Here is a 24140-nt window from a genome sequence, read left to right on the forward strand (position 1 = left end):
TGCCTGACGGTTCCGGCGCGCGGGCAACATGGCGCGCCGGATCAACGGCCCCACATTTCCATCGCGAAATCGACGAAGCTGCGCAGCTTGGGCAGTCGATAACGGTCCTGCACATACAGCAGGTTCATGGGGCGTCTGGGCAGCTGATAGTCCGGCAGCAGCGCCACCAGTCGGCCTTCATTCAGATCGCGGTGCACCAGTGCGTCCGACAGCATCACGATACCCATGCCTTCCCGGGCCGCATTGCACAAGCCTGAGGAGGTATTGATCAGCAGGGAACCCTGCACGTCCACCAGCACTTCACCTTCCGCACCGGTCATGCGCCAGCGCTTGCCTGTGTCACGCCATCCATCGCCTGCCTGGTAAGCGAACGCCAGACAGTTATGCGCACGCAAGTCCTCGGGTCGAATCGGCGTGCCGTGGCGAGCCAGGTAGTCGGGCGAGGCGCAGATGGTCAGGGTGTAATCCTGCAAGGGTCTGGCAATAAGGGGTGAAGACTCGGGGAGGGCACCCAGCCGAATGGCGATGTCGAAGCCATTGTCAACGAGGTCCAGCCGCTGGTCACTCAACACCAGATCGAGCCTGACCTGCGGAAAGCGTCGGGAGAATTCGGCCATTGCCGGTGCTACCACTTCTGAGCCGAAGGTCAGCGGTGCAGTGATGCGCAAGGTGCCTGCGGGTTCGCCCTGGGCCTGTTCGGCGAGTTGCTCGGAGGCGGCCACCAGCCCCAGCACTTCCAGACAACGTTCGTAGTATTGCGTACCGAATTCGGTCAGGCGCTGACGGCGAGTGGTGCGGATCAGCAGACTGACGCCCAGACGCTGTTCCAGTGAACGCAGGTGATTGCCGACCATGGTCGTGGAGATCGAGCACGCCTGCGCTGCACCCGTCAGGCTGCCGGTTTCGACCACTTTTACATACACGGTCATGGCCTGAAAAAGGTCCATTATCAATTCCCGCTTTAAAATGATTGAAGTGAATCGCTGTTTATCCAGCGCTGGTGGTTAACGATACTGCAAAAACACGTCGTTCACCTATGGAGCTTCACCTCATGACCGCTGCTTGCCTGATGACCACTTACCAGCCACTTGCCCTGAGCTTCAGTCATGGCGTTGGCACTCGATTGTGGGACCAGGCAGGTCGCGAGTACCTGGATGCCGTGGCCGGCGTGGCGGTGACCAATGTCGGTCACTCGCATCCGCTGCTGGTCGAAGCTATTCGTGATCAGGCAGGCCTGCTGCTGCACACGTCCAATCTCTACAGCATTGACTGGCAGCACCGTCTGGCACAAAAGCTGACTGCGCTGTCTGGACTGGATCGGGTGTTTTTCAACAATTCAGGTGCCGAGGCCAATGAAACAGCGCTCAAGCTGGCGCGCTTGCACGGCTGGCATAAATACATCGAGCAGCCGTTGGTGGTGGTCATGGAAAACGCGTTCCACGGGCGTACGCTGGGCACGCTGTGTGCCAGCGACGGGCCTGCGGTACGGTCGGGGTATGGCGTATTGCCGGGGGATTTCGTCAAGGTGCCGTTTGGTGATCTGGCAGCCTTTGATAAGGCGTGTGACACGTACGGTCACCGCATCAGCGCCCTGCTGGTGGAGCCGATTCAGGGCGAGGGCGGGGCCCGTGTAGCGCCGCCCGGCTATCTCAAGGCCTTGCGCGAGCGCTGCACAAAGCGTAACTGGCTGCTGATGCTCGACGAAATCCAGACCGGCATGGGCCGTACCGGCAAGTGGTTCGCGTTTCAACATGAGGGCTTCGTGCCGGATGTCATCACTCTGGCCAAAGGGCTTGGCAACGGCATTCCCATCGGTGCATGCCTGGCGCGGGGCAAGGCAGCCGAACTGTTCACGCCGGGCAGCCATGGCAGTACGTTTGGTGGTAATCCGCTGGCGTGTCGGGCGGGATGTACGGTCATCGATATCATTGAGCAGCAGGGTCTGGTGGAAAATGCGCGGCAACAGGGGCAGCTTTTGCTGGAGCGGTTGCAGGACAGATTGAAAGTCCATCCTCTGGTGCTGGAAGTCCGGGGCAGGGGACTGATGATTGGTATCGAATTGCTACAGGCCATTCCCGAGCTGACGCGGCTGGCCGCGCAGGATCATGGCCTGTTGATCAACGTCACCCGGGGCAAGGTCATTCGCCTTTTACCGCCGCTTGTGCTGGATGCGGCCGAGGTAGAGCTGATTGTTGACGGGGTTGTCGCGACGCTCGATAGCGCCACTGCCTTGCAGCAGGAACGCATGGCTTGATGTGAAGGTTTGAGTGCAGGAGTCATGCCGGGCTGTACCGCAACGACCCATATGCGGTAGAACAGGGGGGCATTGCGTGTGTCGACGCAATGGCTACCCCATGGATTCAAAAGGAGCCCACCATGTCAATCCGGTCCCTGACCCTCGCCACTCTGTTCGTCGCTGGCGGGCTTGCCGCTGCCGTCCCCACCCTCGCTGCCGACAGTGACAGCCCGCTGGCGCAGGAGCGCGGCAAGACACGCCCGTTGATCATCATAGCCCCCAGCACGGTCGACCCTACGCTGGTCAGCATCAAGAAGGCGCTTGACGAGCCTGCCAACCGTGAAGCGTTCGCACAGCGCAACATGGTGTTGTTCACGGTGGTCAACACCATTGGCGAACGCAATGGCAAGACCCTGGATGCACAGTCGACGATGGCCTTGATTCGTGAACTCAAACTGGGCGCTGGCGCGAAAACCAAGGTCATTCTGTTGGGCAAGGACGGGGAGAAGAAAATCGAGAAGGAAGGGGCCGTCGATCCCAAGGAGATTTTCGCCACCATCGACCAGATGCCGATGCGTGAACGTGAAGCCAGCGCGCCACCGCCAGAACCGGAGCCCAAGCCTGCACCCGCCGAGAAGGCCGGAAAACCTGGCAAGGCTGCGCCGGCCGGTAAAACGCTGGACGACTGATCCAGTCCCCGCAACCTCTTATCAGGCAACCTGTAACCTACTGAAGAATCGTAATTTTTTGTGGGAGCGGACCGGGCGGCGTTTCGCTCCCACGAAGTTTGATGCGCGACAGCGCCAGGTCGAAGACGTGGCGGGGCTTCCCACAACTAAATGGTCTACTCGGTAAGTTGCACGTTGTTTGATGGGGCGCGGCATCTCTCCCGGCGCTCGACCAGCACGGTTACTCGCCCCGAATATACTGCTCGAGCTGCTGGATCAGGCTGGCCTGCTCGTTGATGGCTTCCTTGACCAGATCGCCGATAGACAGCAGGCCCAGCAGTTCGCCTTTTTCCACGACCGGCAGGTGGCGCAAGTGGTTGTCGGTCATGATGCCCATGCAGGTCTCGACGGTCTGTTGCGAGTCCACGGAGATCACTTTGCTGCTCATGATTGCGCTCACCGGTGTGCCCACTGACGAACGGCCTTTCAGAATCATCTTGCGTGCGTAGTCACGCTCGCTCACGACGCCCACTACCACGCCATCCTCGACCACCGGCAAGGCCCCGATGTTCTTCTCGGCCATCAGCCTGAGTGCATCGAGCACCATCCGATCCGGACCGATGGTATGCACCTGCTGGTTATGTTCGGCTTTCAATTTCAACAACTGGGCGACGGTTTTCATGGCGCTCTCCGGTGTGAGTGTGACCCTGTGTCTGGGCACAGTGCTGTCATCTACAGAATCGTGCAGTCAGTGCGTTCCGGCAAGCGGCAAAACGACCTCGAACCGACGAGAACCCGACAGTCAGCTTATCGACTGGCAAGTCTGAGTCCGAACGGTGTCCAGAAACGATGCCAGCGGCATGGGCCGGTTCAGGTAGTACCCCTGAGCTTCGTCGCAGCCCAGTGATTGCAGGCACTCAAGTTGACGAGCGGTTTCGACTCCCTCGGCGGTGATGGTCATCGACAGGCTGCGCCCCAGCTGAATGATGGCCTGAACGATGGAGAGGCTTTGGGTATTGGCGTCGATCTCGCTGATGAAGCTGCGGTCGATCTTCAAGGTGTCGAAGGGGAACATTTTTAGATAGCTCAGCGACGAGTAGCCCGTGCCGAAGTCGTCCATCGACAGCCTTACACCCAGCGTCTTGAGCTCGTTGATCAGCGTCAGGGCCGCCTGTGCGTCGTGAATCATCACGCGCTCGGTCACTTCCAGTTCCAGTCGGTGGCTGGGCAGACCGGTCGTTGCCAGCACCTGACGCACCCGCTCCACCAGCCCCGGCGTGCGGAACTCCACGGCAGAGATGTTCACCGACACAAGCAAGGCACTGTCCCAGGCGGCTGCATCGCGGCAGGCGCGATGCAGCACCCAGTCACTCAGTGACAGGATCAGACCGTTCTCTTCAGCCAGGCCAATGAACTGATCCGGCATGCACAGGCCCAGTGTCGGGTGCTCCCAGCGAATCAGCGCTTCGGCGCCGCAGATTTTCCCGCTGTGCACGTCATGGCGTGGCTGATAGCGCAGCGTGAACTCATCGTTTCCGATCGCCACACGCAGGCTTTTTTCCATTTCGCGCAGTTGAGTGATACGCGTGCTCATGATGGGTTCGTAGAAACGCCAGGTATTGCGACCCTCCTTTTTGGCCTGATACAGGGCCAGGTCTGAAAACCGGATCAGGTCCTGACTTTCATGGGTATGCAGGGGGCACACTGCGATACCGATACTCAAGCCAATGAACACTTCCTGACTGTTGATCGTAAAAGGCCTGCGGATGTGTCGTATCAGTCGTTCGCATAAGCGCTCGACGTCTTCCTCGGTGGCGAGGCTGGTGGCAACCATGAGGAACTCGTCGCCACCTTGCCTTGCCAGCAGCCCAAAAGGAGGCAGGCACTGTGACAGCCGTTCGGCGACCTCACGCAACACACTGTCACCCGCACTGTGTCCGAACACGTCGTTGATGGGTTTGAAGCTGTCCAGATCCAGGTTCAGCATGGTGACCGTCGAACCTGGCTCGGTGCGCTGTTCGAAGGTACGAGTCAGGAACGCCTGCATCTGGGTGCGATTGGGAAGGCCGGTCAGGGCATCATGCTGAGACAGGTGGAACAGTCGCGACTGCGTTTCCACTTCACGGGTGATGTCAGAGGCAATCCCCAGGTAGCCCTTGATCTGCCCATCGAGCACGATCGGCCTGGCGGCAATGTTGCTGATACGGACGGCTCCCTGTAACGAGTAATGCGTACAACGCAACACAGCGCGCTCGTCCATGGGGCGTTCAAGACGAATCCAGTCGGCCAGTGACTGGGTCTCACAGGACAACAACTGAGTCAGACTGCGCCCCGTCCAGGGATGCGATGCATGTCCGGTGACGCGTGTGAATCGCTCGGAAAGATAGGTGATGCGCAACTCGGCGTCGGTTTCCCAGACCCAGTCCGATGCGCTTTCGGCCACGTTGCGAAAACGCTCTTCGCTGCTGAGCAGTGCTGCCCGGCTGTGAGTGATGAGCTCAAACTGCCGGTCCATCAGTTCAGCGGCTCTGATGGTCTTGCGGGTGACACGTCGGGCGATGAGAATCAACGTCGCCAGACAGGTAAGCAGAACGGGGAGCAAACCGCCCACCAGCTTCATGCCAGGCTGCTCAGGGTCCCAGCGCAACAAAACGCCCGAGGCAATTTCCAGCGAGGGAAAACGCGCCGCATCTTCGGCGTCGGCGGCCTCGCGTAACCCCTGAATACCGTATTGCAGCCCCATCTCCCGCAATTTTTCAGGTGTGAGTCTGTAACCCAGCACCAGTATCGATTGAATGGAGTCCGTCTGTTGGACCTGCTCATCGCCGCCGGTCGTCAACGGCGCAGCGATCAGCAGCACCGGGACATGATCCACCTGTCGAATTTGCGTGAAGACATCGCCTTCGCCTTGCTCGCGCGCCTGTTCAATGAACTGATCCTGACGGCTGTCCAGCCAGTCATTCAGTTGCAGCGTTACCCGCTCACCGTTGACCACAGAGTAAACCGTCTGCTCGTGGCCATCGACGGCAAAAACCCCTTCGAACTGGAAATCGTTGTAGAGCGAAGCGCCCAGATTGTTGCGCGTGTACGCCCATTCGGCATCGACGTTGATGTGAAGATGTTTGTAGGCATCGCCCCAGAAGGCGTAGTCCTTGAAATTCGCGATCAGGGTCTTTTCCCGGGACTGCCAGACTTTCTCGACCAGATGCCGGCTCTGCAAGGCGGCGCTGTGGTTCAACTGATGGGCGATGTAGAACAGTGAGATAAACGCCACGAGCGACAACGCACCCAGCATGCCTCCCATGGTGCCGAGTGTGCGTCGTGCCAGAGAGGTGTTGCTGGTCGGCGTCCCGGGCAGAGGGTCGAGCGATTCGAACGATTTCATTACTGCTATTCCATGGTCAATAGCACCGACGTCGCGGCCATGAGCCGCCACAGCCGACGAGCGAGGAAAAACGCCTCACGTAGCGACGCCTCAGACGCCAGCTTTGACGTCGAGTCCATGGTCAGGACGTCATATCGGGCTATCGGCGGCGGCAAATGTTTCTTGAACCGACCGTCAGGCGCGCCTTTGCGACCATAGCCACGTAGAATCAGGCGCTGAATCGTCTGATCGAGGTTGCACCGTTGGATTTACAGCAGGGCTTCATCCTGAGTCGGCATTGGCAGGACACGCCCGCCGGGACAGAAGTCGATTTCTGGCTGGCAACCGATGACGGTCCGCGTCACATCCGTCTGCCATGCCAGCCTTCCGTCGCGTTCATTCCCGCCGAACAGCAGGAGCGCGCCCGGGCATTGTTGCGGACCGAGCGCGGTGTGGAGGTGCGGCCGCTGCAATTGAGTGATTTCCGTCACCGGCCGGTACTGGGTGTGTACTGCCAGCAGCATCGACAACTGATTAACATCGAAAAGCTGCTGCGCAAAGGCAATGTCGATGTCTACGAAGCCGACATTCGTCCGCCCGAGCGCTACCTGATGGAGCGCTTCATCACCGCGCCCGTGCAGTTCGGTGGCACGGCGAACGCTGACGGCGTGCTTTGCAATGCGCAGATCAGACCCGACGCCGATTATCGCCCCCGGTTGAAACTGGTGTCGCTGGACATTGAGACCACCGCGCGCGGCGAGCTGTATTCAATTGCGCTGGAAGGCTGTGGTCAGCGCCAGGTGTACATGCTGGGACCGGCCAACGGCGGCAGCGAGGCGCTGGACTTTCAACTCGAGTATTGCGAGACCCGCGCCCAGTTGCTGGAGCGGCTGAACGAATGGCTGGCCTTGCATGATCCTGACGCGATCATCGGCTGGAACGTGGTCCAGTTCGACCTGCGCGTCTTGCACGAACATGCCCAACGCCTGAACGTGCCGCTCAAGCTGGGTCGTGGCGGAGAGAGCATGGGCTGGCGCGAGCACGGCAGCCGTAATAATCATTTCTATGCCGACATCAGCGGGCGCCTTGTCATCGACGGAATCGAAGCGCTGCGTTCCGCGACCTGGAGCTTCCCTTCGTTCAGCCTTGAGAACGTCGCCCAGACCCTGCTGGGCGAGGGCAAGGCCATCAGCACGCCGTACCAGCGTATGGATGAAATCAACCGCATGTTCGCCGAGGACAAGCCGGCGCTGGCGCGTTACAACATCAAGGACTGCGAGCTGGTCACGCGAATCTTCGCCAAGACCCAGTTGCTGACCTTCTTGCTGGAGCGCGCCACGGTGACCGGACTGCCAGCCGACCGCAGCGGTGGTTCGGTCGCGGCTTTCTGCCATTTGTACATGCCGCTGATGCACCGCCAGGGCTTTGTGGCGCCCAATCTGGGCGAGCGCCTGCCGGAGGCCAGCCCTGGCGGGTTTGTCATGGACTCGCAGCCGGGACTTTACGAGTCAGTGCTGGTGCTGGATTACAAGAGCCTGTATCCGTCGATCATCCGCACCTTTCTCATCGACCCGGTCGGCCTTATCGAAGGCCTTCGTCACCCTGACGACAGTGAGTCGGTGCCGGGTTATCGTGGCGCGCGCTTTTCTCGTACGCGGCACAGCCTGCCTGCCATTGTCGAACGGGTCTGGCAGGGGCGCGAAACGGCCAAGCGTGAGCACAACGCGCCGCTGTCCCAGGCACTGAAAATCATCATGAACGCGTTCTACGGCGTATTGGGTTCGAGTGGCTGTCGGTTCTTCGACCCCCGACTGGCGTCATCCATTACCCTGCGCGGCCATGAAATCATGCTCAAGACCCGCGAGCTGATCCAGGCGCAGGGTTACACGGTGATCTATGGCGACACGGATTCGACGTTTGTCTGGCTCGGCCGTCCTCATGGTCAGGAAGAAGCCGCCACCATCGGCAAGGCGCTGGTCGGGCTGGTCAACGACTGGTGGCGCGAACATTTGCGCATCACGTACGCGCTGGACAGCGCTCTTGAGCTGCAATACGAAACCCACTTCAAGCGTTTTCTGATGCCGACTGTTCGCGGTGCAGAGGAGGGCAGCAAAAAACGTTATGCCGGGCTGGTCACCCGAGCCGACGGCAGCGAAGAGATGGTCTACAAGGGACTGGAAACCGTTCGTACCGACTGGTCGCCACTGGCCCAGCAGTTCCAGCAGCAATTGTATCTGCGAATCTTCAAGCGTCAGCCGTATCAGGACTATGTGCGTGACTACGTACGGCGAACGCTTTCAGGCGAGCTGGATGACCTGCTGATCTACCGCAAACGCCTGCGCCGCAAGCTGGACGACTATCAGCGCAACGTACCGCCCCACGTGCGTGCGGCGCGCCTGGCCGACGAGTACAACGACCAGCAGCGCCGTCCGCGCCAGTATCAGAGCGGCGGCTGGATCAGCTACGTGATGACCGTTGCCGGGCCGGAGCCTCTGGAAATCCGCACGGCGCCTATCGATTACGACCACTATGTCACCCGCCAGCTTCAACCGCTGGCCGATGCCATCCTGCCGTTCGTGGATGATGACTTCGCTACGCTGATCGGTGGGCAACTGGGGTTGTTCTAGCGAGTGAATGTTGATCGACTTTCCACCCAACATGATTCAACGCTGTACAAGGATTCAACGTGAGCAGAGAGCAATTGGAGCAACAACAGATTCCGATCTACTTGATCGCCGTGCTGGTGGCGGCTGCAGGCGGACTTTTCGCGCCTGTCGCGTCGCAGGCATTGAGTACACTGGTAACCCCTGCGATTGCCGTGCTCATGTACGCGATGTTCCTGCAGATCCCGTTTCTGGACCTGCGTCAGGCGCTGAGCAACAAACGTTTCATGCTCGCGCTGCTGATCGCAAACTTTCTGGTGATTCCGCTGTTGGTCTGGCTGCTGACCCGTGCGCTCAGCGAACACACGGCCATTATGGTGGGGGCCTTGCTGGTGCTGTTGACGCCTTGCATCGATTACGTCGTGGTGTTCACGCATCTGGGAAAGGGTGATTCCAGACTTGTCCTGACCGCCACGCCTTTGCTGCTTCTACTGCAACTGTTGCTGCTGCCGCTGTACCTGGCGTTGATGCTGGGCAGCGAGTCGTCGGTGGCGATTGCCATCAGCCCCTTCGTCGAGGCGTTTCTGGTGTTGATCGTTCTGCCGTTGGTGCTGGCTGTTCTCACCGCTGCCGGGGTCAGGCGATCATCCATTGTGACGCGCTGGAACAATGCGTGGGCGTGGATGCCGGTACCGGCGATGGCCGCGGTTCTTGTGGTGGTGATCGGTTCGCAGATGGCATCGGTGGTGAGCAGCCTCGACCGGTTGCTGCCCGTTATTCCGGTGTACCTGGCGTTCATGGTGCTGGCACCGCTGGCAGGCGCGCTGGTGGCCAGGGCCTTCAGGCTGCCTGCACCCAGTGCCAGATCGGTGGCCTTCAGTGCGTCAACACGCAATTCGCTGGTGGTCCTGCCGTTGGCTCTGGCATTGCCGGATGGAATCAGGGAGCTGGCGGCGGCGGCCGTCATCACCCAGACGCTGATCGAACTGGTGAGCGAATTGATCTACATCCGTGTGATTCCGGCGTTGATCCGCGACGCTGAGCAGACTGAAACCGTCAGCTGACTCTTCATCGGGACTGAGCCAGTTCTTCGGCGAGCAGCGGCAGCAATTGTTCACACGGCGCTTCGATCTTCATGTCCAGCAATTCGTCGGCGCGAGTCGTGCCGTGGTTGATGGCGATGATCGGTTTGCCCTGTTCGGCCATGGCCTTGCACAGCCGAAATGCCGACCAGGCCATCAGTGACGTGCCGACCACCAGCAAGCCTTCGGCCTGTCCGGCGCTGAACATGGCTTTCGCTGCGGTGGGCGGGGCGACGTTCTCGCCGAAGAACACCACGTCAGGCTTGAGCCGGTCGCCTTGGCAGTGAGGGCAGGGCGGTACCTTGAAGCCGGCTTCGAAAGCCGGGTCCAGCAGCGTGTCGCCATCCGGTGCCTGAACGGCATGGATGCCGAGCAGGTAAGGGTTCTGCTCCAGCATCACGTCCTGAATCGCTGCTCGGTCGTGACGCTGATGACAATCCAGACACAGCACCCGATGGAGGCTGCCGTGCAGCTCAATGACTTCAGGGCTTCCTGCCTGGGTGTGCAAGGCGTCTACGTTCTGGGTTATCAACCCGGTAATGGCGTGACTGTTCTGCAGGTGAGCCAACGCCTGATGCGCAGCATTGGGCTGCGCCGCACGGATTCTCGGCCAGCCCAGCATGGCCCGCGCCCAATAGCGCTGACGGGCTGCCGGGTTGTTGACGAACTCCTGGTACATCATCGGCTGTTTGCCGCGCCGGACCCCATCCTTGTCGCGGTAGTCGGGGATGCCGGACGCGGTGCTGATACCCGCTCCTGTGATCACCAGAAACGGCCGTTCGGCCATGTGCCGGCCAAGGGCGTCGAGCTGTTCGCGGGCGTGGCTGTCCAGCATGTCAAACCTCGGGTGGTCGGCAGGTCATGAAGGTGACATTACCATCAAATGCATGGTTCGCCTGGCCGGTGGATCCGCTTGAATGGACTGCGGGCTGTTGTCCTGCCACGCCGTTGCATGCGACCTTTGCCGACTGACAAGCACACAAGGAAGCTTTGAATGCCTTCGTTCGATTTCAAACAGGTTGATGTCTTCAGTGAACAACCGCTGCTCGGCAACCCATTGGCCGTGGTGCTTGGAGCTGACGGCCTGAGCGATGAGCAGATGGCAGCCTTCGCTCGCTGGACGAATTTGAGCGAAACCACTTTCCTGCTCAAGCCCACTGATCCTCGCGCCGACTATCGCGTGCGCATTTTTACCACGCTCCACGAACTGCCGTTTGCAGGGCATCCGACGCTGGGCAGTTGCCATGCCTGGCTGGAGAACGGTGGCATCGCGCAGGGTGAGGAAATCGTTCAGGAGTGTGGCGTCGGCCTGATCAGAATTCGTCGCGATGGTCAGCAGTTGGCGTTTACCGCGCCGCCCTTGCTGCGTTCAGGCCCGGTAGAACCCGTGCTGGTTGAGCAGGTTCGCGACGGTTTTGGCCTGGAAAGCAGCGCAATTCTGGAGGCGCGTTGGGCGGACAATGGTCCGGGCTGGATGGTGCTGAGATTGGCAGATCGTGCCAGCGTGCTGGCGCTGCAGCCGGACAACGCAAAGCTTGATGGACTGAAGATTGGCGTGTTCGCACCCTGGAATCCGCAAGTGGATGGCGACGAGGCGCAATTTGAAGTGCGCGCATTCGTGCCGGGGGACGGCATGGCGGAGGACCCTGTCACGGGCAGCCTGAATGCCGGTATTGCGCTGTGGGTGCTGGAAGACGGTCTGGCGACGGACAGCTATGTCGCCAGTCAGGGCGCTGCGTTGGGTCGCAAGGGCAGGGTGCATATCAAGCGTGTCGGTGATGACGTGTGGGTCGGGGGCGCGACAGTGACCTGCATTGATGGACGAGTTTCGCTTTAAGGTCGCAGCTTGTCGGCGAGCGCGTCAGCCAGGTCATTTGCAGGCCGCCTGAAAAATGCATCGCCGGCAAGCCGCTCATGTCGGGATTGCAACATTTCAGTCCCGATACGCAATTTTCTTGCCGCGTCGGGCGGCGATGTCGTTCGCTTGACCGTCGCGTTGTTTGCCCGTGCGGGCCTGGGTAATCAGTGCCGGAATCAGAGGACCTTCCGGCAGGTTTTTCCAGAACCGTGACGGGAAATGGCCTTCCATGACTTTGGGGTTCAGGCGAGCCGGGTTGAAGATGTGGCTGTAATAGGTCAGCCACAGCTCGCCATGCGGGTCGTCTACCTGACGAGCCATGATCTTCCAGGCGTCCGGGCAACGACGCTCATGAATCAACTGCTTGCCATCGTAATAGACGCCATCCTGCGGCGTGGCAATCATCCAGCGGTGCTGGCCCATGCGACCGATGAAGTGCTCACTGGCGCTGTGCAGGATGTCATGGGCCGGTTCGTGCCAAGCCACGTATTCCGGGCGCATCAGCTCATCGTTCTGCTCGGGCGCAGGCAATGCCACGAAACGCAGGAAGGCGTGCAGATGATGCGCCTCGCGGCGAATCGACTTGAGTCGTCGATGCAATTCGCTGCCCAGTCTGTCGCCCGCCATCATGGCTGTCCGGTCGCCATGACTGACACGCCACAGCACTTCATACAACAGGCTCCAGCGTTGCTCGCCGCGGTAGCGCGACGCGCTTTCCAGCAGATGCAGCAGTTCGAGCGGCACGCGTGCCTGGAAGGGCCCTTGCTCTGTCGGACAGTCCTGGTCGCTGCCGAACAGATCGGCGGCATCCGGCGTTTTCCAACTGACCTGACTGGGGTCGATCCCGTGGCTCAACAGCCAGCGCGCCTGCTGCCGCCACGTATCGAACAGGTTGTCGCAATCGAGACAGATCATCCCCACAACCCCATTTGCTGGGGCTGCGGCCGATCACGCAACTGATGATGCAGGAACTCGCTGGTGGTCTCGGCCTGAGGCGGATGGTAGTCGCTGGTGATGATGAATGGCTTGGCCTTGGCCAGCACACAGCGCATGCGGGTCAGGTCTTCGTAGCGGATACGCCGTTGCCGACGCAGTTCAACCAGACGCTGGGTGGTGCGAATACCGATGCCGGGGACGCGAGCGATCAACGCAGGGTCTGCGTTGTTCAGGTCCAGGGGAAACACCTGGCGGTTACCCAACGCCCAGGCCAGCTTCGGATCGATGTCCAGCGCCAGATCTCCCGGCCCGCTCAACAATTCACCCGCCGTGAACCCATAGCCGCGCAGCAGAAAGTCGGCCTGATACAGTCGGTGCTCGCGCATCAGCGGCGGTGCGGCCAGCGGCACACTGTTCGGGCTGTTGGGAATCGGGCTGAACGCCGAGTAATAGACGCGACGCAGCTTGAAGTTGCTGTACAGCGACTGCGCACTGTGCAGGATGGTGCTGTCATCGGTGGCGTCGGCCCCGACGATCATCTGCGTGCTTTGCCCGGCCGGTGCAAATTTGGGCGAGCGCGGTTCGTTGCGCACGGTCTGCTCGCCGGTGTAGATCGTCTGCATCGAACGCTTGATCGAGACGACATCCTTTTCAGGCGCCAGGGCCTGCAAACTCGCATCGGTAGGCAATTCGATATTCACGCTCAGGCGATCGGCATAACGACCGGCCTGGGCGATCAGTGCGGGATCGGCGTCGGGGATGGTCTTGAGGTGGATGTAACCGCGAAATTCGTGCACCTCGCGCAACAGCCGGGCGACTTCAACCAGTTGCTCCATGGTGTAGTCCGCCGAGCGGATGATGCCGGAGCTCAGGAAAAGCCCACTCACACAATTGCGACGGTAGAAGTCCAGCGTCAGGGTGACCACTTCTTCAGGCGTGAACCGGGCGCGGGGCACGTCGCTTGATCGTCTGTTGACGCAATACTGGCAGTCGTACAGGCAGAAGTTGGTCAGCAGGATCTTCAGCAGGGACACACAACGCCCATCGGGCGTGTAGCTGTGACAGATGCCCATGCCGTTGGTGGAACCGAGACCGGATTTATCCTGCGAGCTGCGCTTGGGTGCTCCGCTGCTTGCGCATGACGCGTCGTACTTGGCGGCGTCCGCCAGAATGCTGAGCTTGTCGATGAGCTGCATGGAATGCCTCATTACTGTTTGCATGTACAGTATCGGGTTGCAAGGCAAGACTCAAGCCGGACGGCATGAAGCAGACCGAAGGTCAGGCGGGACTGAAAAAAGAAGGCGAACATGAATGTTATTTTATAACGGCAGGATGATGGCTTATGTAATACTGTAACGAATAGTTTCAGGTTGCCTCGTCGTGAAAACATTTCCCCCTTCGTCTATCGCAAGCTCGGTGCTGGCCCAGTCGGCCTGGAAACGAATTCTGTTTTCCCTGTCGGTTCTCGCGTTGCTTTGGCTGGCGATCGGATGGTCGGTGGCCATTCCGTGAGCGCCGCCATTGCGCTGGAAAACCTTACCGTTGCCTACGAACGTCGACCTGCCGTTCACCACATCAGCGGTCGTTTCGAAGCCGGGAGTCTGACCGCCATCGTCGGCCCCAACGGTGCAGGCAAATCCACCTTGATCAAAGCCATCGCTGGAACCATGAAGCCTGCGCAGGGGCGGGTGGATCGCGGGCGCTTGGCAATCCGCACCATCGGCTATCTGCCCCAGGCCGCCGAGATCGACCGCAGTTTCCCGTTGAGCGTTGCCGATACCGTGGCGATGGGGGCCTGGCACAGTATCGGGCCGTTCCGCAGCCTGACCCGCAACCACGCCGATCTTACTCGGCAAGCGTTGTTGACTGTCGGTCTGGAAGGCTTCGAGACGCGCAGTATCGGCTCGCTGTCGTCAGGACAGTTTCAGCGGGTGCTGTTCGCCCGGCTGCTGTTGCAGGATGCGTCGGTGATTCTGCTGGACGAGCCATTCACCGCCATTGATGCGCGTACCACACGCGATCTGCTGCAACTGGTGCAAGTCTGGCACGGCCAGGGCCGCACTGTCATTGCGGTGTTGCACGACATTGATCAGGTCCGCCAGCATTTTCCGCAGACCCTGCTGATGGCACGCGAGGCGATTGCCTGGGGTGATACCACTGAGGTGCTGAGCGTTGCCAATCTTCGCAAGGCTCGCAACATGGCCGAGTACTGGACCGTCGATGAGTCGATGTGCGACGTTGAGGATGAGCCGTCATGATGCTGTACAACCTGGTGATCGAGCCTTTCGTCGAGTTCGGTTTCATGCGCCGCGCATTGGTGGCGTGTCTGGCGCTGGGCATCGGCTCCGGACCGGTTGGCGTATTGCTGATGCTCAGGCGCATGAGCCTGGTCGGTGATGCGATGAGTCACGCCGTCCTGCCCGGCGCTGCGGTCGGTTTCATGGTCGCGGGGCTGTCGTTGCCCGCGATGGGGTTCGGCGGGTTGATCGCCGGGCTTGCGGTTGCGCTGCTGTCGGGTCTGGTCAGTCGGCTGACGGCGTTGCGCGAAGACGCCAGCTTCGCCAGCTTCTACCTGACCTCGCTGGCGGCGGGTGTGTTGATCGTCTCGCTTCACGGTTCCAGTGTTGATCTGCTCCATGTGCTATTCGGCACCATTCTGGCCATCGACAGCGCGTCTATCTATATGGTCGGCGGCATCGCTTCGTTCACCCTCATCCTGCTTGCCGTGATCTATCGCCCGCTGGTACTCGAATGTTTCGATCCGGGCTTTCTGCGGGCTGTGGGCGGGCGTGGTTCGCTGTATCACGTCTTGTTTCTGCTGCTGGTGGTGCTGAATCTGGTGGCGGGCTTTCAGGCGCTGGGCACGTTGATGGCGGTGGGCATGATGATGCTGCCGGCGACGGCGGCGCGTTTCTGGGCCAGCTCGTTAAGCGCGCTGATGCTGATCTCGACCCTTCTGGCCACGCTGGCGGGCCTGATCGGGTTGATCGTTTCCTACCATCTGGGCGTCGCTTCGGGACCGGCCATTGTCCTGACCGCCAGTGCGTTCTACGTGTTTTCTCTGCTCTTCGGGCGTACGGGCATCCTTCGCCGATTGTTTCCCAAACCTCACCTGGCTCACTGAAAAGGTATGTCATGAAACGACTGATGTTGTTGAGTTCAATGGCCGCGCTGGCGCTGTCTGCCTTTGCATCCATCGCCCAGGCCAAACCGTTGGAAGCGGTTGCATCATTCACGGTGATCGCCGACATGGTCAGCACGGTGGGCGGCGACCGCGTCCACGTCACTTCGCTGATCGGCCCCAATGGCGATCCGCACGTCTACGAGCCGACTCCGACCGATGCCCAAGCGTTGAAAAACGCTGACCTGACGTTCGTCAGTGGCCTGCATCTTGAGGGCTGGATGGATCGTCTGATCAAGGCGTCAGGCTACAAAGGCCAGCCGGTGGTGCTGTCCGAAGGCATCAAGACTCGCAGCATGGACGAGGACGGCAAGCGCATCACCGACCCGCACGCCTGGAACAGCGCCGCCAATGGCGTGATTTACGTGCGCAACATCGTGACGGCGCTGAAAAAGGCCGACCCGGAGGGGGCCAGTCTGTATCAGGCCAATGGCGATCGTTACATCACTCAGTTGCGGGACCTGGATCAGTACGCTCGCGACCAGATCAAGGAAATACCCAAGGCCAATCGCAAGATCCTCACCTCGCATGATGCCTTTGGCTATTTTGGAGACGCCTATGGCGTGACGTTCCTGTCGCCGCTTGGCCTGTCTACCGAATCGGAAGCGTCAGCGGCAGACGTCTCGAAATTGATCCGTCAGATCAAGGCCGAGCACGTAAGTGCCTATTTCTTCGAAAACTCGGGTGACCCGCGTCTGGTCAAGCAGATTGCCGAGGCCAGCGGTGCCCAGCCTGGCGGCGAACTGTATGTTGAGGCCCTGTCGCCGCCGGACGGTCCTGCTGCGACTTACGCGAAGATGTTTCGCTACAACGTCGACACGCTGGTGGCGGCGATGAAGAAGCATCAGTAATCCGTATCAACGCTCAGCGGGGTATAGCGGGTCGCCGATATCCAGTCGCCGTACACCTGCGCCAACGTCAGGTAATCGGCAAATAGGCCGCGTCCATCGACCTTCGTTGCGGCCGGTGGTGCAGTCTTCGGGCTGGTTCGTTCGCAAGTTTCTGCCTGAGGCGTCACCCAAAATGCACTGAACCCCTCAGCCGTAATGCCTTCGGTCCTGATCGTGTCGATAAAGTCGTCCTGTGAAAGCCATTCCAGCGCTGCGTTGTAATGGCTGACAAAGGCATAGAGAGGAAAGGGGTGTTGCGGTATCGCCCTGTCGACGAAAACCAGACCGGACAGATAGTGGGTGAGGGCGGGCAAGCGATAAGGGTCAATCTGAGCAGACATGTCGTCATCCTCGATTCTCGGAGGGTGGGGGGATGTCGTACTCCTTTATTACGCGACCCACTGAGCATAACGCGCAGCCCTCGTTCAACAAGGGCTGCGCGACAGGCTGTGTCAGTTATTCAGGAATTTGAAGACCGTGGTCTGGGTGTAGGCCTTGCCTGGATCAAGCCGGGTGCTCGGGAATTTCGGCTGGTTGGGCGCGTCGGGGTAGTGCTGGGTTTCCAGCGTGAAAGCGCCCCAGTGCGGGTACACCTTGCCGCCCTTGCCGTGGATGCTGCCATCCAGGAAATTGCCGGTATAGAGCTGCACGCCGGGCTCTGTGGTGAACAGCTGCAGTTTGCGACCCGACTGCGGATCGCTGACTTCTGCCGCCAGTTTCTTCACGTCACCCTTGGTGTCGAGCACCCAGTTGAAGTCGAAGCCGCCCTGCTTGGGTTCGGCGTATTTCAGCTGCTGATGATCGTCCTTGATGTGCTGACCAAAGGCAGTGGGTTTGAGAAAGTCCATCGGGGTGCCCTTCACGGCGGGCAGCTCGCCAGTCGGAATCAGCTTGTCGTTGACCGGGGTGTAGTGCGAGGCATGCAGAGTGGCGACCTGCTTGAGAATATCGCCGCTGCCCGCGCCCGCCAGGTTGAAATAGCTGTGGTTGGTCAGGTTCAGTACCGTCGGCTTGTCGGTGGTCGCGCGATAGTCGATCTTCAGCTCGTTTTTCTCGTTCAGGCTGTAAGTGACTACGGTGGTCAGCGTACCGGGGAAACCCATCTCGCCATCAGGTGAGACGTAGGTGAGTTTCACGCCGACCGAATCACCGGTCTTCGTGTCTTCGGCTTTCCAGAGCCGCTTGTCGAAACCCTGATTGCCGCCGTGCAACGCATTGGTCTTGTCGTTGAGCGGCACCTGGTAGGTTTTGCCGTCCAGCGTGAATTTGCCGCCCGCCAGGCGATTGCCGAAACGACCGATGGTGGCTCCGAAGTAAACCGTGCCGTTGTTCTGGTAGCCCTGCACATCGTCGAAGCCCAGCACAATGTCTTCCACTTTACCGGCTTTGTCAGGGACCATCAGCGATTGAAGGGTGGCGCCATAAGTGATGACGCTGGCCTCAATGCCGTGGCTGTTGCGCAGGGTGTATTTTTCGACGGAGGTGCCATCGGGCAATTGGCCGAAGCTGCTGTGTTCGCTGGACAGCGTTGCGGCGTGCGCGGTCAACGTGCTGATCATGAGAGACAGTCCAAGGGTGCTGAGAAGAGCATGCTTTTTCATCTGATCTACCCGCTTTTATTTTTATTGGTAAGACTATTTGATCGGATTTTTATCCGATGGAAGGATTTATAGCCCAAAAAATGCTGCTTGAAAAATTAATTGTAATACTATTTAGTAATGCGAGGGTTGCATTGGTCCTTGAAGCGCTGTGGTCCATTTGACAGCCATTGGTATGATGATTAGCCTCGGCTCGAACAGAACGGGACACGAGGCATCGGGACATGAGCAGTAATTTCCACGCATCGACCGTGGATTGGCTGGGTGCCTGGATTGCTGCGGGCAATGTCCTGCCGGGTCAGACACTGAAGGTGGAAGCGGCACTGTGCGAAGAATTGGGCGTCAGCCGCACGGTGTTGCGTGAGGCGATCAAGACGCTGGTGGCCAAAGGGCTGCTGGAAGTTGGCCCTAAAGTGGGCACACGCGTATTGCCGTTGCGTTCCTGGAACCTGTTCGACCCTCAAGTCGTCGGCTGGCTGGCACGCAAGGGGCTTCCGGAGGCTTTCGTGAAGGACCTGCTGGACTTGCGCAGAACCATCGAGCCGATGGCCGTGCGCTGGGCGTGCGACCGGGCCACCGCGCAACAGATTGAAGCGATTCGCGAAGCGTACCGTTTGCTGGAGGCATCGGTGACTGACAAGGGTGATTACAACCTGGCTGATCGACACTTCCATGAGGCGGTGCTGGCGGCCAGTCACAATCGCTTCATCGAGCAGATGCTGCCTGCGCTGGGTGCTTTACTGGCCGTATCGTTCGAGGTGACGTCGGGGATGCCGGGCCAGTTGGGCAAGACCCTTCCCCTGCACAGGGATCTGGCTGAAGCCATTGCCACGCGTGATTCCGGGCGGGGCGTATGGGCGTGCATGAGTCTGATAGAGCAGGCGGCAGAGGTGATCGACACCTATTTTCTGCGGCAGAAGACAGCCTCTGACGCGGCACTTTGAACACTGGACATGCGCCTGAATAATTGAATGCTTCATCACACTGAAAAGTACCTTTTACAACAATAACAAAGGACATTTTCATGAACTGGCTGCCCGTCTCCGAGCACCGATTCAAGCTGGGCGAAGGCTCCTTCTGGGACGTCGAACAGCAGGCCCTGTACTGGGTTGACATCTCAGGCTTCCTGGCCTGCAGATTCCTTGACGGCGAATATCGCCAATGGCGCATGCCCGAGCCTGTATCCGCGTTTATCCCCACCTGTCAGGGCGATGCACTGGTGACACTGGCCAGCGGCGTCTACCGTCTGGACCTGAATTCGACCAAGACCTCGCTCTCGCTGTTCTGTGTTGCCGACCCTGTGGCAGGTAACCGCGCCAACGAATCGCGCTGTGATGCGCAGGGCCGTCTCTGGCTGGGCAGTATGCAGAACAACATTGATGCCCATGGCGCCGACGTGCCGCTTGTACGCCGCTCGGGCGGGCTGTTCCTGATCCAGCCCGATGCACGTGTCACGCGCCTGTTGGACCGACAGGGCATCGTCAACACCCTGCTGTGGAACGCCGCGGCTGACGTGTTGTACAGCGCTGACACACTGGACGAGGTCATCTATCAATACCCGATTCTGCCGGACGGCAGTCTTGGACCGCGCACAGTCTGGGCGGCCGAACACGCACGTGGATCGCCTGACGGATCTGCGATGGATGCCGAAGGGTTTATCTGGAACGCCCGTTGGGGCGGCAGTTGCCTGATCCGCTTTGCGCCTGATGGCAGCGTTGACCGCGTCATAGATCTGCCGGTCAGCCATCCCACCAGCTGCGTATTCGGTGGTCCGGACCTTAAAACCCTCTATGTCACCAGCGCTGCGCCAGCCGACGCGCATGGTGATTTTGATGGGGCGGTTCTGGTCGCCGATGTCGGCATACCAGGTCTGAAATGTACACGTTTTGCCGGCTGATGCCGGTTGTGGATCGCGGTATCCGGCGTGTTTCAGCGCCTGATTCCGTTCAAGTGACATTCGGTTACATTGCGGTCAATCATAATATGGTATGACTATTGAACCGGTTTTCAGATGCCTCCGCGTCCGGAAATCGCCACCTTGCTGAACGCTGTAGCTATTCAATAAAAATAAGGAGTTAGCTATGTTGAGTCGTCACGGGATTCGTTCCCTGTGCTGTGCCGCTGTCACCACCGCCATCATGGGCATGAGTGGCATCACCTCTGCTGCCGACGAAATCAAGATCGGTTTTCTCGTCAAACAGGCCGAAGAGCCCTGGTTCCAGACTGAATGGGCCTTTGCCGAGAAAGCTGGCAAGGACCACGGCTTCACCGTGCTCAAGATTGCCGTGCCGGACGGTGAGAAAACCCTTGCCGCCATCGATAACCTTGCCGCCAACGGTGCCAAAGGCTTCGTGATCTGCCCACCTGATGTTTCCCTCGGCCCTGCCATCGTGGCCAAGGCCAAGGCGCTGGGGCTGAAAGTCATGGCCGTCGATGACCGTTTCGTCGATGCCAACGGAAAATTCATGGAAGACGTGCCTTATCTGGGCATGGCCGCGTTCGAAGTCGGTCAGAAGCAAGGCGCCGCAATGGCCACCGAAGCCAAGAATCGCAAGTGGGATGAGAGCGATTGGAAGGGTACTTACGCAATCATCAACACCTACAACGAACTGGACACTGGCAAGAAGCGCACGGATGGTTCTGTCGATGCGCTGAAAAAAGCCGGTCTGCCTGAGAAGAACATTCTCTTCACCGCTCAGAAAACCCTCGATGTGCCAGGCAGCATGGACGCCACCAACTCGGCGCTGCCCAAACTGCCGGGCGATGCCAAGAATCTGATCATCGGCGGCATGAATGACAACACCGTACTGGGCGGCGTACGCGCCACAGCCAGCAACGGGTTCAGCGCGGACAATGTAATCGGCATCGGCATCAATGGTACTGACGCCATCGATGAGCTGAAGAAAAAGAAAAGTGGCTTCTTCGGGTCGATGCTGCCCAGCCCGGACAAGGAAGGCTACAACACCGCCAAGTACATGTATGAGTGGATCAAGGACGGCAAAGAGCCGCCCAAGTACACCGCCATGGACGACGTGACGCTGATCACTCGCGCCAACTTCCAGGAAGAACTGACCAAGATCGGTTTGTGGAAGTGAGCTGAACGGGGGGCCTGAAAAGGTCCCTCAATTGCGCGAGGAGGTCGGTGTCATGCAACAGGCTATCAAAACGAATACCACAACAGGTGCCCTGCGCTTCAACGGCATCGGCAAGGTGTTCCCCGGCGTGAAAGCGCTGTCGGACATCAGCTTCGAAGCGCGCCCTGGCAGCGTTCATGCGCTGATGGGCGAGAACGGCGCGGGCAAGTCCACGCTGCTCAAGATTCTGGGCGGCTCTTACCAGCCCAATAGCGGCACCCTGCAGATCGGCGATCAGACTCATCAGTTCAAATCCACGGCCGACAGCATCGCGGCGGGCGTGGCAGTGATTCACCAGGAACTGCATCTGGTGCCGGAGATGACCGTTGCCGAAAACCTGCTGCTGGGCCATATGCCCAGCCGTTTTGGCCTGATCAATCGCGGTGCCATGCGGCGTCGGGCTGCAGAGTTGCTCAAAGGGCTGGCTGACGAGATCGATCCGGGCACGCGCCTTGGTGATTTGTCACTCGGTCAGCGGCAGTTGGTGGAAATCGCCAAGGCCATGTCACGCAATGCTCATGTGATCGCCTTCGACGAACCGACCAGCAGCCTGTCGGCACGCGAGATCGATCGTCTGATGGCAATCATCGTTCGCTTGCGTGATGAGGGGCGGGTGATTCTTTACGTGTCGCACCGCATGGAAGAAATCTTCCGTGTCTGCGATGCCGTGACGGTTTTCAAGGATGGACGCTTCGTGCGTACGTTCGAGCAAATGGCCGATCTGGATCATGACCGTCTGGTGACCTGCATGGTCGGGCGCGATATTCAGGACATCTACAATTATCGTCCACGTCAGCATCAGGGGCCGAGCCTGCGGGTCACCGGTCTCATGGGGCCGGGACTTCAGGAACCGGTCAGTTTTGCGGTCGAGAAGGGCGAAGTGCTGGGTTTTTTCGGTCTGGTCGGTGCCGGGCGCACTGAACTGTTTCGTCTGCTGTCCGGGCTGACCCGCAGCACTGCCGGTTCGCTGCAACTGGATGGCAAGCCTCTGACCCTCAAGTCGCCGCGTGACGCCATCGCTGCAGGCATTCTGCTCTGTCCGGAAGATCGCAAGAAAGAAGGCATCGTGCCGCTCTCCAGCGTCGCCGAAAACATCAATATCGGTGCCCGTCCACGGCATGTCAGCCTTGGTTGCCTGATTCAGGGGCGCTGGGAGCGTGACAACGCGAAGGGCCAGATTCAGGCCATGAACGTCAAGACGCCATCGCCCGAACAGCAGATCATGTACCTGTCCGGCGGCAACCAGCAGAAAGCCATTCTGGGTCGCTGGCTGTCGATGCCGATGAAAGTGCTGCTGTTGGACGAGCCGACCCGCGGCATCGACATCGGTGCCAAATCCGAGATCTACCAGATCATTCACAATCTCGCGGCCGATGGCATTGCCGTGATTGTGGTGTCCAGTGACCTGATGGAAGTAATGGGTATTTCCGACCGAATTCTGGTGATGAGCGAAGGTGCCATCACCGGTGAACTGAACCGCGACGAGGCTGAAGAGCCGCGTCTCCTGCAACTGGCTCTGCCACGCACGCGCGGCTGAACAACTGGTCTCTGACCATGAACAATAAAAAAGAGGTGCGTATGTCTACCGAATCCAGCCTGCGGGCTCCCCGTCAGGGCTTGAACCTGCGCCGTTTTGCCGATGAGTGGGTCATGCTGCTGGCCGCCGTGGGCATCTTCCTGCTCTGCGCAGTGTTCATCGACAACTTCATGTCGCCCTTGAACATGCGCGGCCTGGGTCTGGCGATTTCCACCGTGGGCATCGCCGCCTGCACCATGCTCTATTGTCTGGCGTCCGGCCACTTCGACCTGTCGATCGGCTCGGTGCTGGCCTGTTCCGGCGTCATCGCCGGGATCGTGATCCGCGACACCGACAGCGTGTTTCTGGGCGTATCGGCTGCTCTGGCAATGGGCCTGGTCGTAGGTCTGATCAACGGCATCGTGATCGCCAAACTCAGGATCAACGCGCTGATTGCCACGCTGGCCACCATGCAGATCGTGCGCGGCCTGGCGTACATCTTCTCCAACGGCAAGGCGGTGGGCGTTTCCAACGAAGATTTCTTCGTATTCGGCAACGGCCAGCTGTACGGCGTGCCGGTGCCGATCCTGATCACCATCGTCTGCTTCATCTTCTTCGGCTGGCTGCTCAACTACACCACTTACGGGCGTAACACCATGGCCATTGGTGGTAACCAGGAAGCCGCGTTGCTGGCGGGTGTCCACGTTGATCGCACCAAGATCATCATCTTTGCCGTGCACGGTCTGATTGGCGCGCTGGCGGGCGTGGTGCTGGCTTCGCGCATGACCTCGGGCCAGCCGATGGTCGGGCAGGGCTTCGAACTGACGGTGATCTCGGCCTGTGTACTGGGCGGTGTCTCGCTCAGCGGCGGCATCGGCATGATTCGTCACGTGATCGCCGGCGTGCTGATTCTGGCCATCATCGAGAACGCGATGAACCTGAAGAACATCGACACTTTCTACCAGTACGTGATTCGCGGCACCATCCTGTTGCTGGCAGTGATCATCGACCGCATGAAGCGTCGCTAACCTCAGGCACGATCCAGAGAGGCCCTTGCCGGACAATCCGGCAAGG

22 protein-coding genes are annotated in these 24140 nt (G+C 59.7%); 14 read left to right on the plus strand and 8 right to left on the minus strand.

Going from position 1 to position 24140, the window contains the following annotated elements:
- Nucleotides 1-41: 41 nt before the first annotated feature.
- On the minus strand, nucleotides 42-947 hold the full coding sequence (locus JTJ32_RS04935; protein ID WP_210041197.1) for a LysR family transcriptional regulator: 906 nt from the start codon (nucleotides 945-947) through the stop codon (nucleotides 42-44).
- 104 nt (nucleotides 948-1051) lie between these two features.
- Between JTJ32_RS04935 and JTJ32_RS04940 the strand changes: the two genes are divergently transcribed.
- Complete coding sequence (locus tag JTJ32_RS04940; protein WP_184322938.1) at nucleotides 1052-2254, plus strand: aspartate aminotransferase family protein; 1203 nt, start codon at nucleotides 1052-1054, stop codon at nucleotides 2252-2254.
- A 122-nt stretch (nucleotides 2255-2376) separates the two neighbouring features.
- Complete coding sequence (locus JTJ32_RS04945; protein WP_210041199.1) at nucleotides 2377-2925, plus strand: DUF4174 domain-containing protein; 549 nt, start codon at nucleotides 2377-2379, stop codon at nucleotides 2923-2925.
- A gap of 220 nt (nucleotides 2926-3145) precedes the next feature.
- Here the strand turns inward: JTJ32_RS04945 and JTJ32_RS04950 are convergent, their stop codons facing one another.
- Together JTJ32_RS04950 and JTJ32_RS04955 are read right to left on the minus strand one after the other, a co-directional pair.
- Entirely contained in the window at nucleotides 3146-3586 is a 441-nt protein-coding gene (locus JTJ32_RS04950; RefSeq protein WP_099230210.1) for a CBS domain-containing protein, read from the minus strand.
- Nucleotides 3587-3706: 120 nt separating this feature from the next.
- A complete protein-coding gene (locus tag JTJ32_RS04955; protein WP_210041201.1) occupies nucleotides 3707-6289 on the minus strand; it encodes a bifunctional diguanylate cyclase/phosphodiesterase in 2583 nt (860 codons plus the stop codon).
- 242 nt (nucleotides 6290-6531) lie between these two features.
- Between JTJ32_RS04955 and JTJ32_RS04960 the strand changes: the two genes are divergently transcribed.
- Nucleotides 6532-8895 (plus strand): DNA polymerase II, encoded by a 2364-nt coding sequence (locus JTJ32_RS04960; protein WP_210041203.1) that lies wholly within the window; start codon nucleotides 6532-6534, stop codon nucleotides 8893-8895.
- 59 nt (nucleotides 8896-8954) lie between these two features.
- Nucleotides 8955-9935, plus strand: coding sequence for an arsenic resistance protein (locus JTJ32_RS04965; RefSeq protein ID WP_210041205.1), 981 nt, complete (start codon nucleotides 8955-8957; stop codon nucleotides 9933-9935).
- 4 nt (nucleotides 9936-9939) lie between these two features.
- Here JTJ32_RS04965 and JTJ32_RS04970 read toward each other — a convergent pair whose 3' ends face one another.
- Complete coding sequence (locus JTJ32_RS04970) at nucleotides 9940-10788, minus strand: NAD-dependent protein deacetylase (RefSeq protein ID WP_210041208.1); 849 nt, start codon at nucleotides 10786-10788, stop codon at nucleotides 9940-9942.
- A gap of 159 nt (nucleotides 10789-10947) precedes the next feature.
- Between JTJ32_RS04970 and JTJ32_RS04975 the strand changes: the two genes are divergently transcribed.
- Nucleotides 10948-11790: a PhzF family phenazine biosynthesis protein gene (locus tag JTJ32_RS04975; protein WP_210041210.1), complete on the plus strand. Its 843-nt coding sequence runs from the start codon at nucleotides 10948-10950 to the stop codon at nucleotides 11788-11790.
- A 96-nt stretch (nucleotides 11791-11886) separates the two neighbouring features.
- Here the strand turns inward: JTJ32_RS04975 and JTJ32_RS04980 are convergent, their stop codons facing one another.
- Together JTJ32_RS04980 and JTJ32_RS04985 are read right to left on the minus strand one after the other, a co-directional pair.
- A complete protein-coding gene (locus JTJ32_RS04980; RefSeq protein ID WP_210041211.1) occupies nucleotides 11887-12726 on the minus strand; it encodes a TIGR03915 family putative DNA repair protein in 840 nt (279 codons plus the stop codon).
- Entirely contained in the window at nucleotides 12723-13943 is a 1221-nt protein-coding gene (locus JTJ32_RS04985) for a putative DNA modification/repair radical SAM protein (protein WP_210041214.1), read from the minus strand. The genes JTJ32_RS04980 and JTJ32_RS04985 overlap by 4 nt, the downstream gene beginning before the upstream one ends.
- 184 nt (nucleotides 13944-14127) lie before the next feature.
- Here JTJ32_RS04985 and JTJ32_RS26515 point away from each other — a divergent pair, with 184 nt between their 5' ends.
- From JTJ32_RS26515 to JTJ32_RS05000, 4 genes are read left to right on the plus strand one after another with little or no spacing between them, the layout of a single operon-like run.
- On the plus strand, nucleotides 14128-14259 hold the full coding sequence (locus JTJ32_RS26515; protein WP_257212145.1) for a hypothetical protein: 132 nt from the start codon (nucleotides 14128-14130) through the stop codon (nucleotides 14257-14259).
- On the plus strand, nucleotides 14238-15005 hold the full coding sequence (locus JTJ32_RS04990) for a metal ABC transporter ATP-binding protein (RefSeq protein WP_210041216.1): 768 nt from the start codon (nucleotides 14238-14240) through the stop codon (nucleotides 15003-15005). The genes JTJ32_RS26515 and JTJ32_RS04990 overlap by 22 nt, the downstream gene beginning before the upstream one ends.
- Nucleotides 15002-15871 (plus strand): metal ABC transporter permease, encoded by an 870-nt coding sequence (locus tag JTJ32_RS04995; RefSeq protein ID WP_025994007.1) that lies wholly within the window; start codon nucleotides 15002-15004, stop codon nucleotides 15869-15871. The genes JTJ32_RS04990 and JTJ32_RS04995 overlap by 4 nt, the downstream gene beginning before the upstream one ends.
- 11 nt (nucleotides 15872-15882) lie before the next feature.
- A complete protein-coding gene (locus JTJ32_RS05000; RefSeq protein WP_099230224.1) occupies nucleotides 15883-16779 on the plus strand; it encodes a metal ABC transporter substrate-binding protein in 897 nt (298 codons plus the stop codon).
- Here JTJ32_RS05000 and JTJ32_RS05005 read toward each other — a convergent pair.
- Both JTJ32_RS05005 and JTJ32_RS05010 read right to left on the minus strand, forming a co-directional pair.
- Nucleotides 16773-17159, minus strand: a complete 387-nt coding sequence (locus tag JTJ32_RS05005; RefSeq protein WP_099230226.1) for a hypothetical protein — start codon at nucleotides 17157-17159, stop codon at nucleotides 16773-16775. The genes JTJ32_RS05000 and JTJ32_RS05005 overlap by 7 nt on opposite strands.
- Before the next feature lie 111 nt (nucleotides 17160-17270).
- Entirely contained in the window at nucleotides 17271-18419 is a 1149-nt protein-coding gene (locus tag JTJ32_RS05010) for an aldose epimerase family protein (RefSeq protein ID WP_184322928.1), read from the minus strand.
- Between the two features lie 221 nt (nucleotides 18420-18640).
- Here JTJ32_RS05010 and JTJ32_RS05015 point away from each other — a divergent pair, with 221 nt between their 5' ends.
- The 5 genes from JTJ32_RS05015 (at nucleotide 18641) to araH (ending at nucleotide 24094) form a co-directional block, all read left to right on the plus strand.
- Nucleotides 18641-19360, plus strand: a complete 720-nt coding sequence (locus JTJ32_RS05015; RefSeq protein ID WP_099230230.1) for a FadR/GntR family transcriptional regulator — start codon at nucleotides 18641-18643, stop codon at nucleotides 19358-19360.
- An 80-nt stretch (nucleotides 19361-19440) separates the two neighbouring features.
- Entirely contained in the window at nucleotides 19441-20313 is an 873-nt protein-coding gene (locus JTJ32_RS05020; protein WP_210041218.1) for an SMP-30/gluconolactonase/LRE family protein, read from the plus strand.
- A gap of 184 nt (nucleotides 20314-20497) precedes the next feature.
- Nucleotides 20498-21511 (plus strand): substrate-binding domain-containing protein, encoded by a 1014-nt coding sequence (locus tag JTJ32_RS05025; protein WP_184322926.1) that lies wholly within the window; start codon nucleotides 20498-20500, stop codon nucleotides 21509-21511.
- Nucleotides 21512-21563: 52 nt separating this feature from the next.
- Nucleotides 21564-23087 (plus strand): L-arabinose ABC transporter ATP-binding protein AraG, encoded by a 1524-nt coding sequence (araG, locus tag JTJ32_RS05030; RefSeq protein WP_069142461.1) that lies wholly within the window; start codon nucleotides 21564-21566, stop codon nucleotides 23085-23087.
- Nucleotides 23088-23128: 41 nt separating this feature from the next.
- The gene (gene araH, locus JTJ32_RS05035; protein ID WP_004882171.1) at nucleotides 23129-24094 is read left to right on the plus strand and encodes an L-arabinose ABC transporter permease AraH; all 966 of its coding nucleotides are present in this window, start codon (nucleotides 23129-23131) and stop codon (nucleotides 24092-24094) included.
- Nucleotides 24095-24140 lie beyond the last annotated feature (46 nt).

The organism is Pseudomonas alliivorans (assembly GCF_017826695.1).
Taxonomy (GTDB): Bacteria; Pseudomonadota; Gammaproteobacteria; order Pseudomonadales; family Pseudomonadaceae; genus Aquipseudomonas; species Aquipseudomonas alliivorans.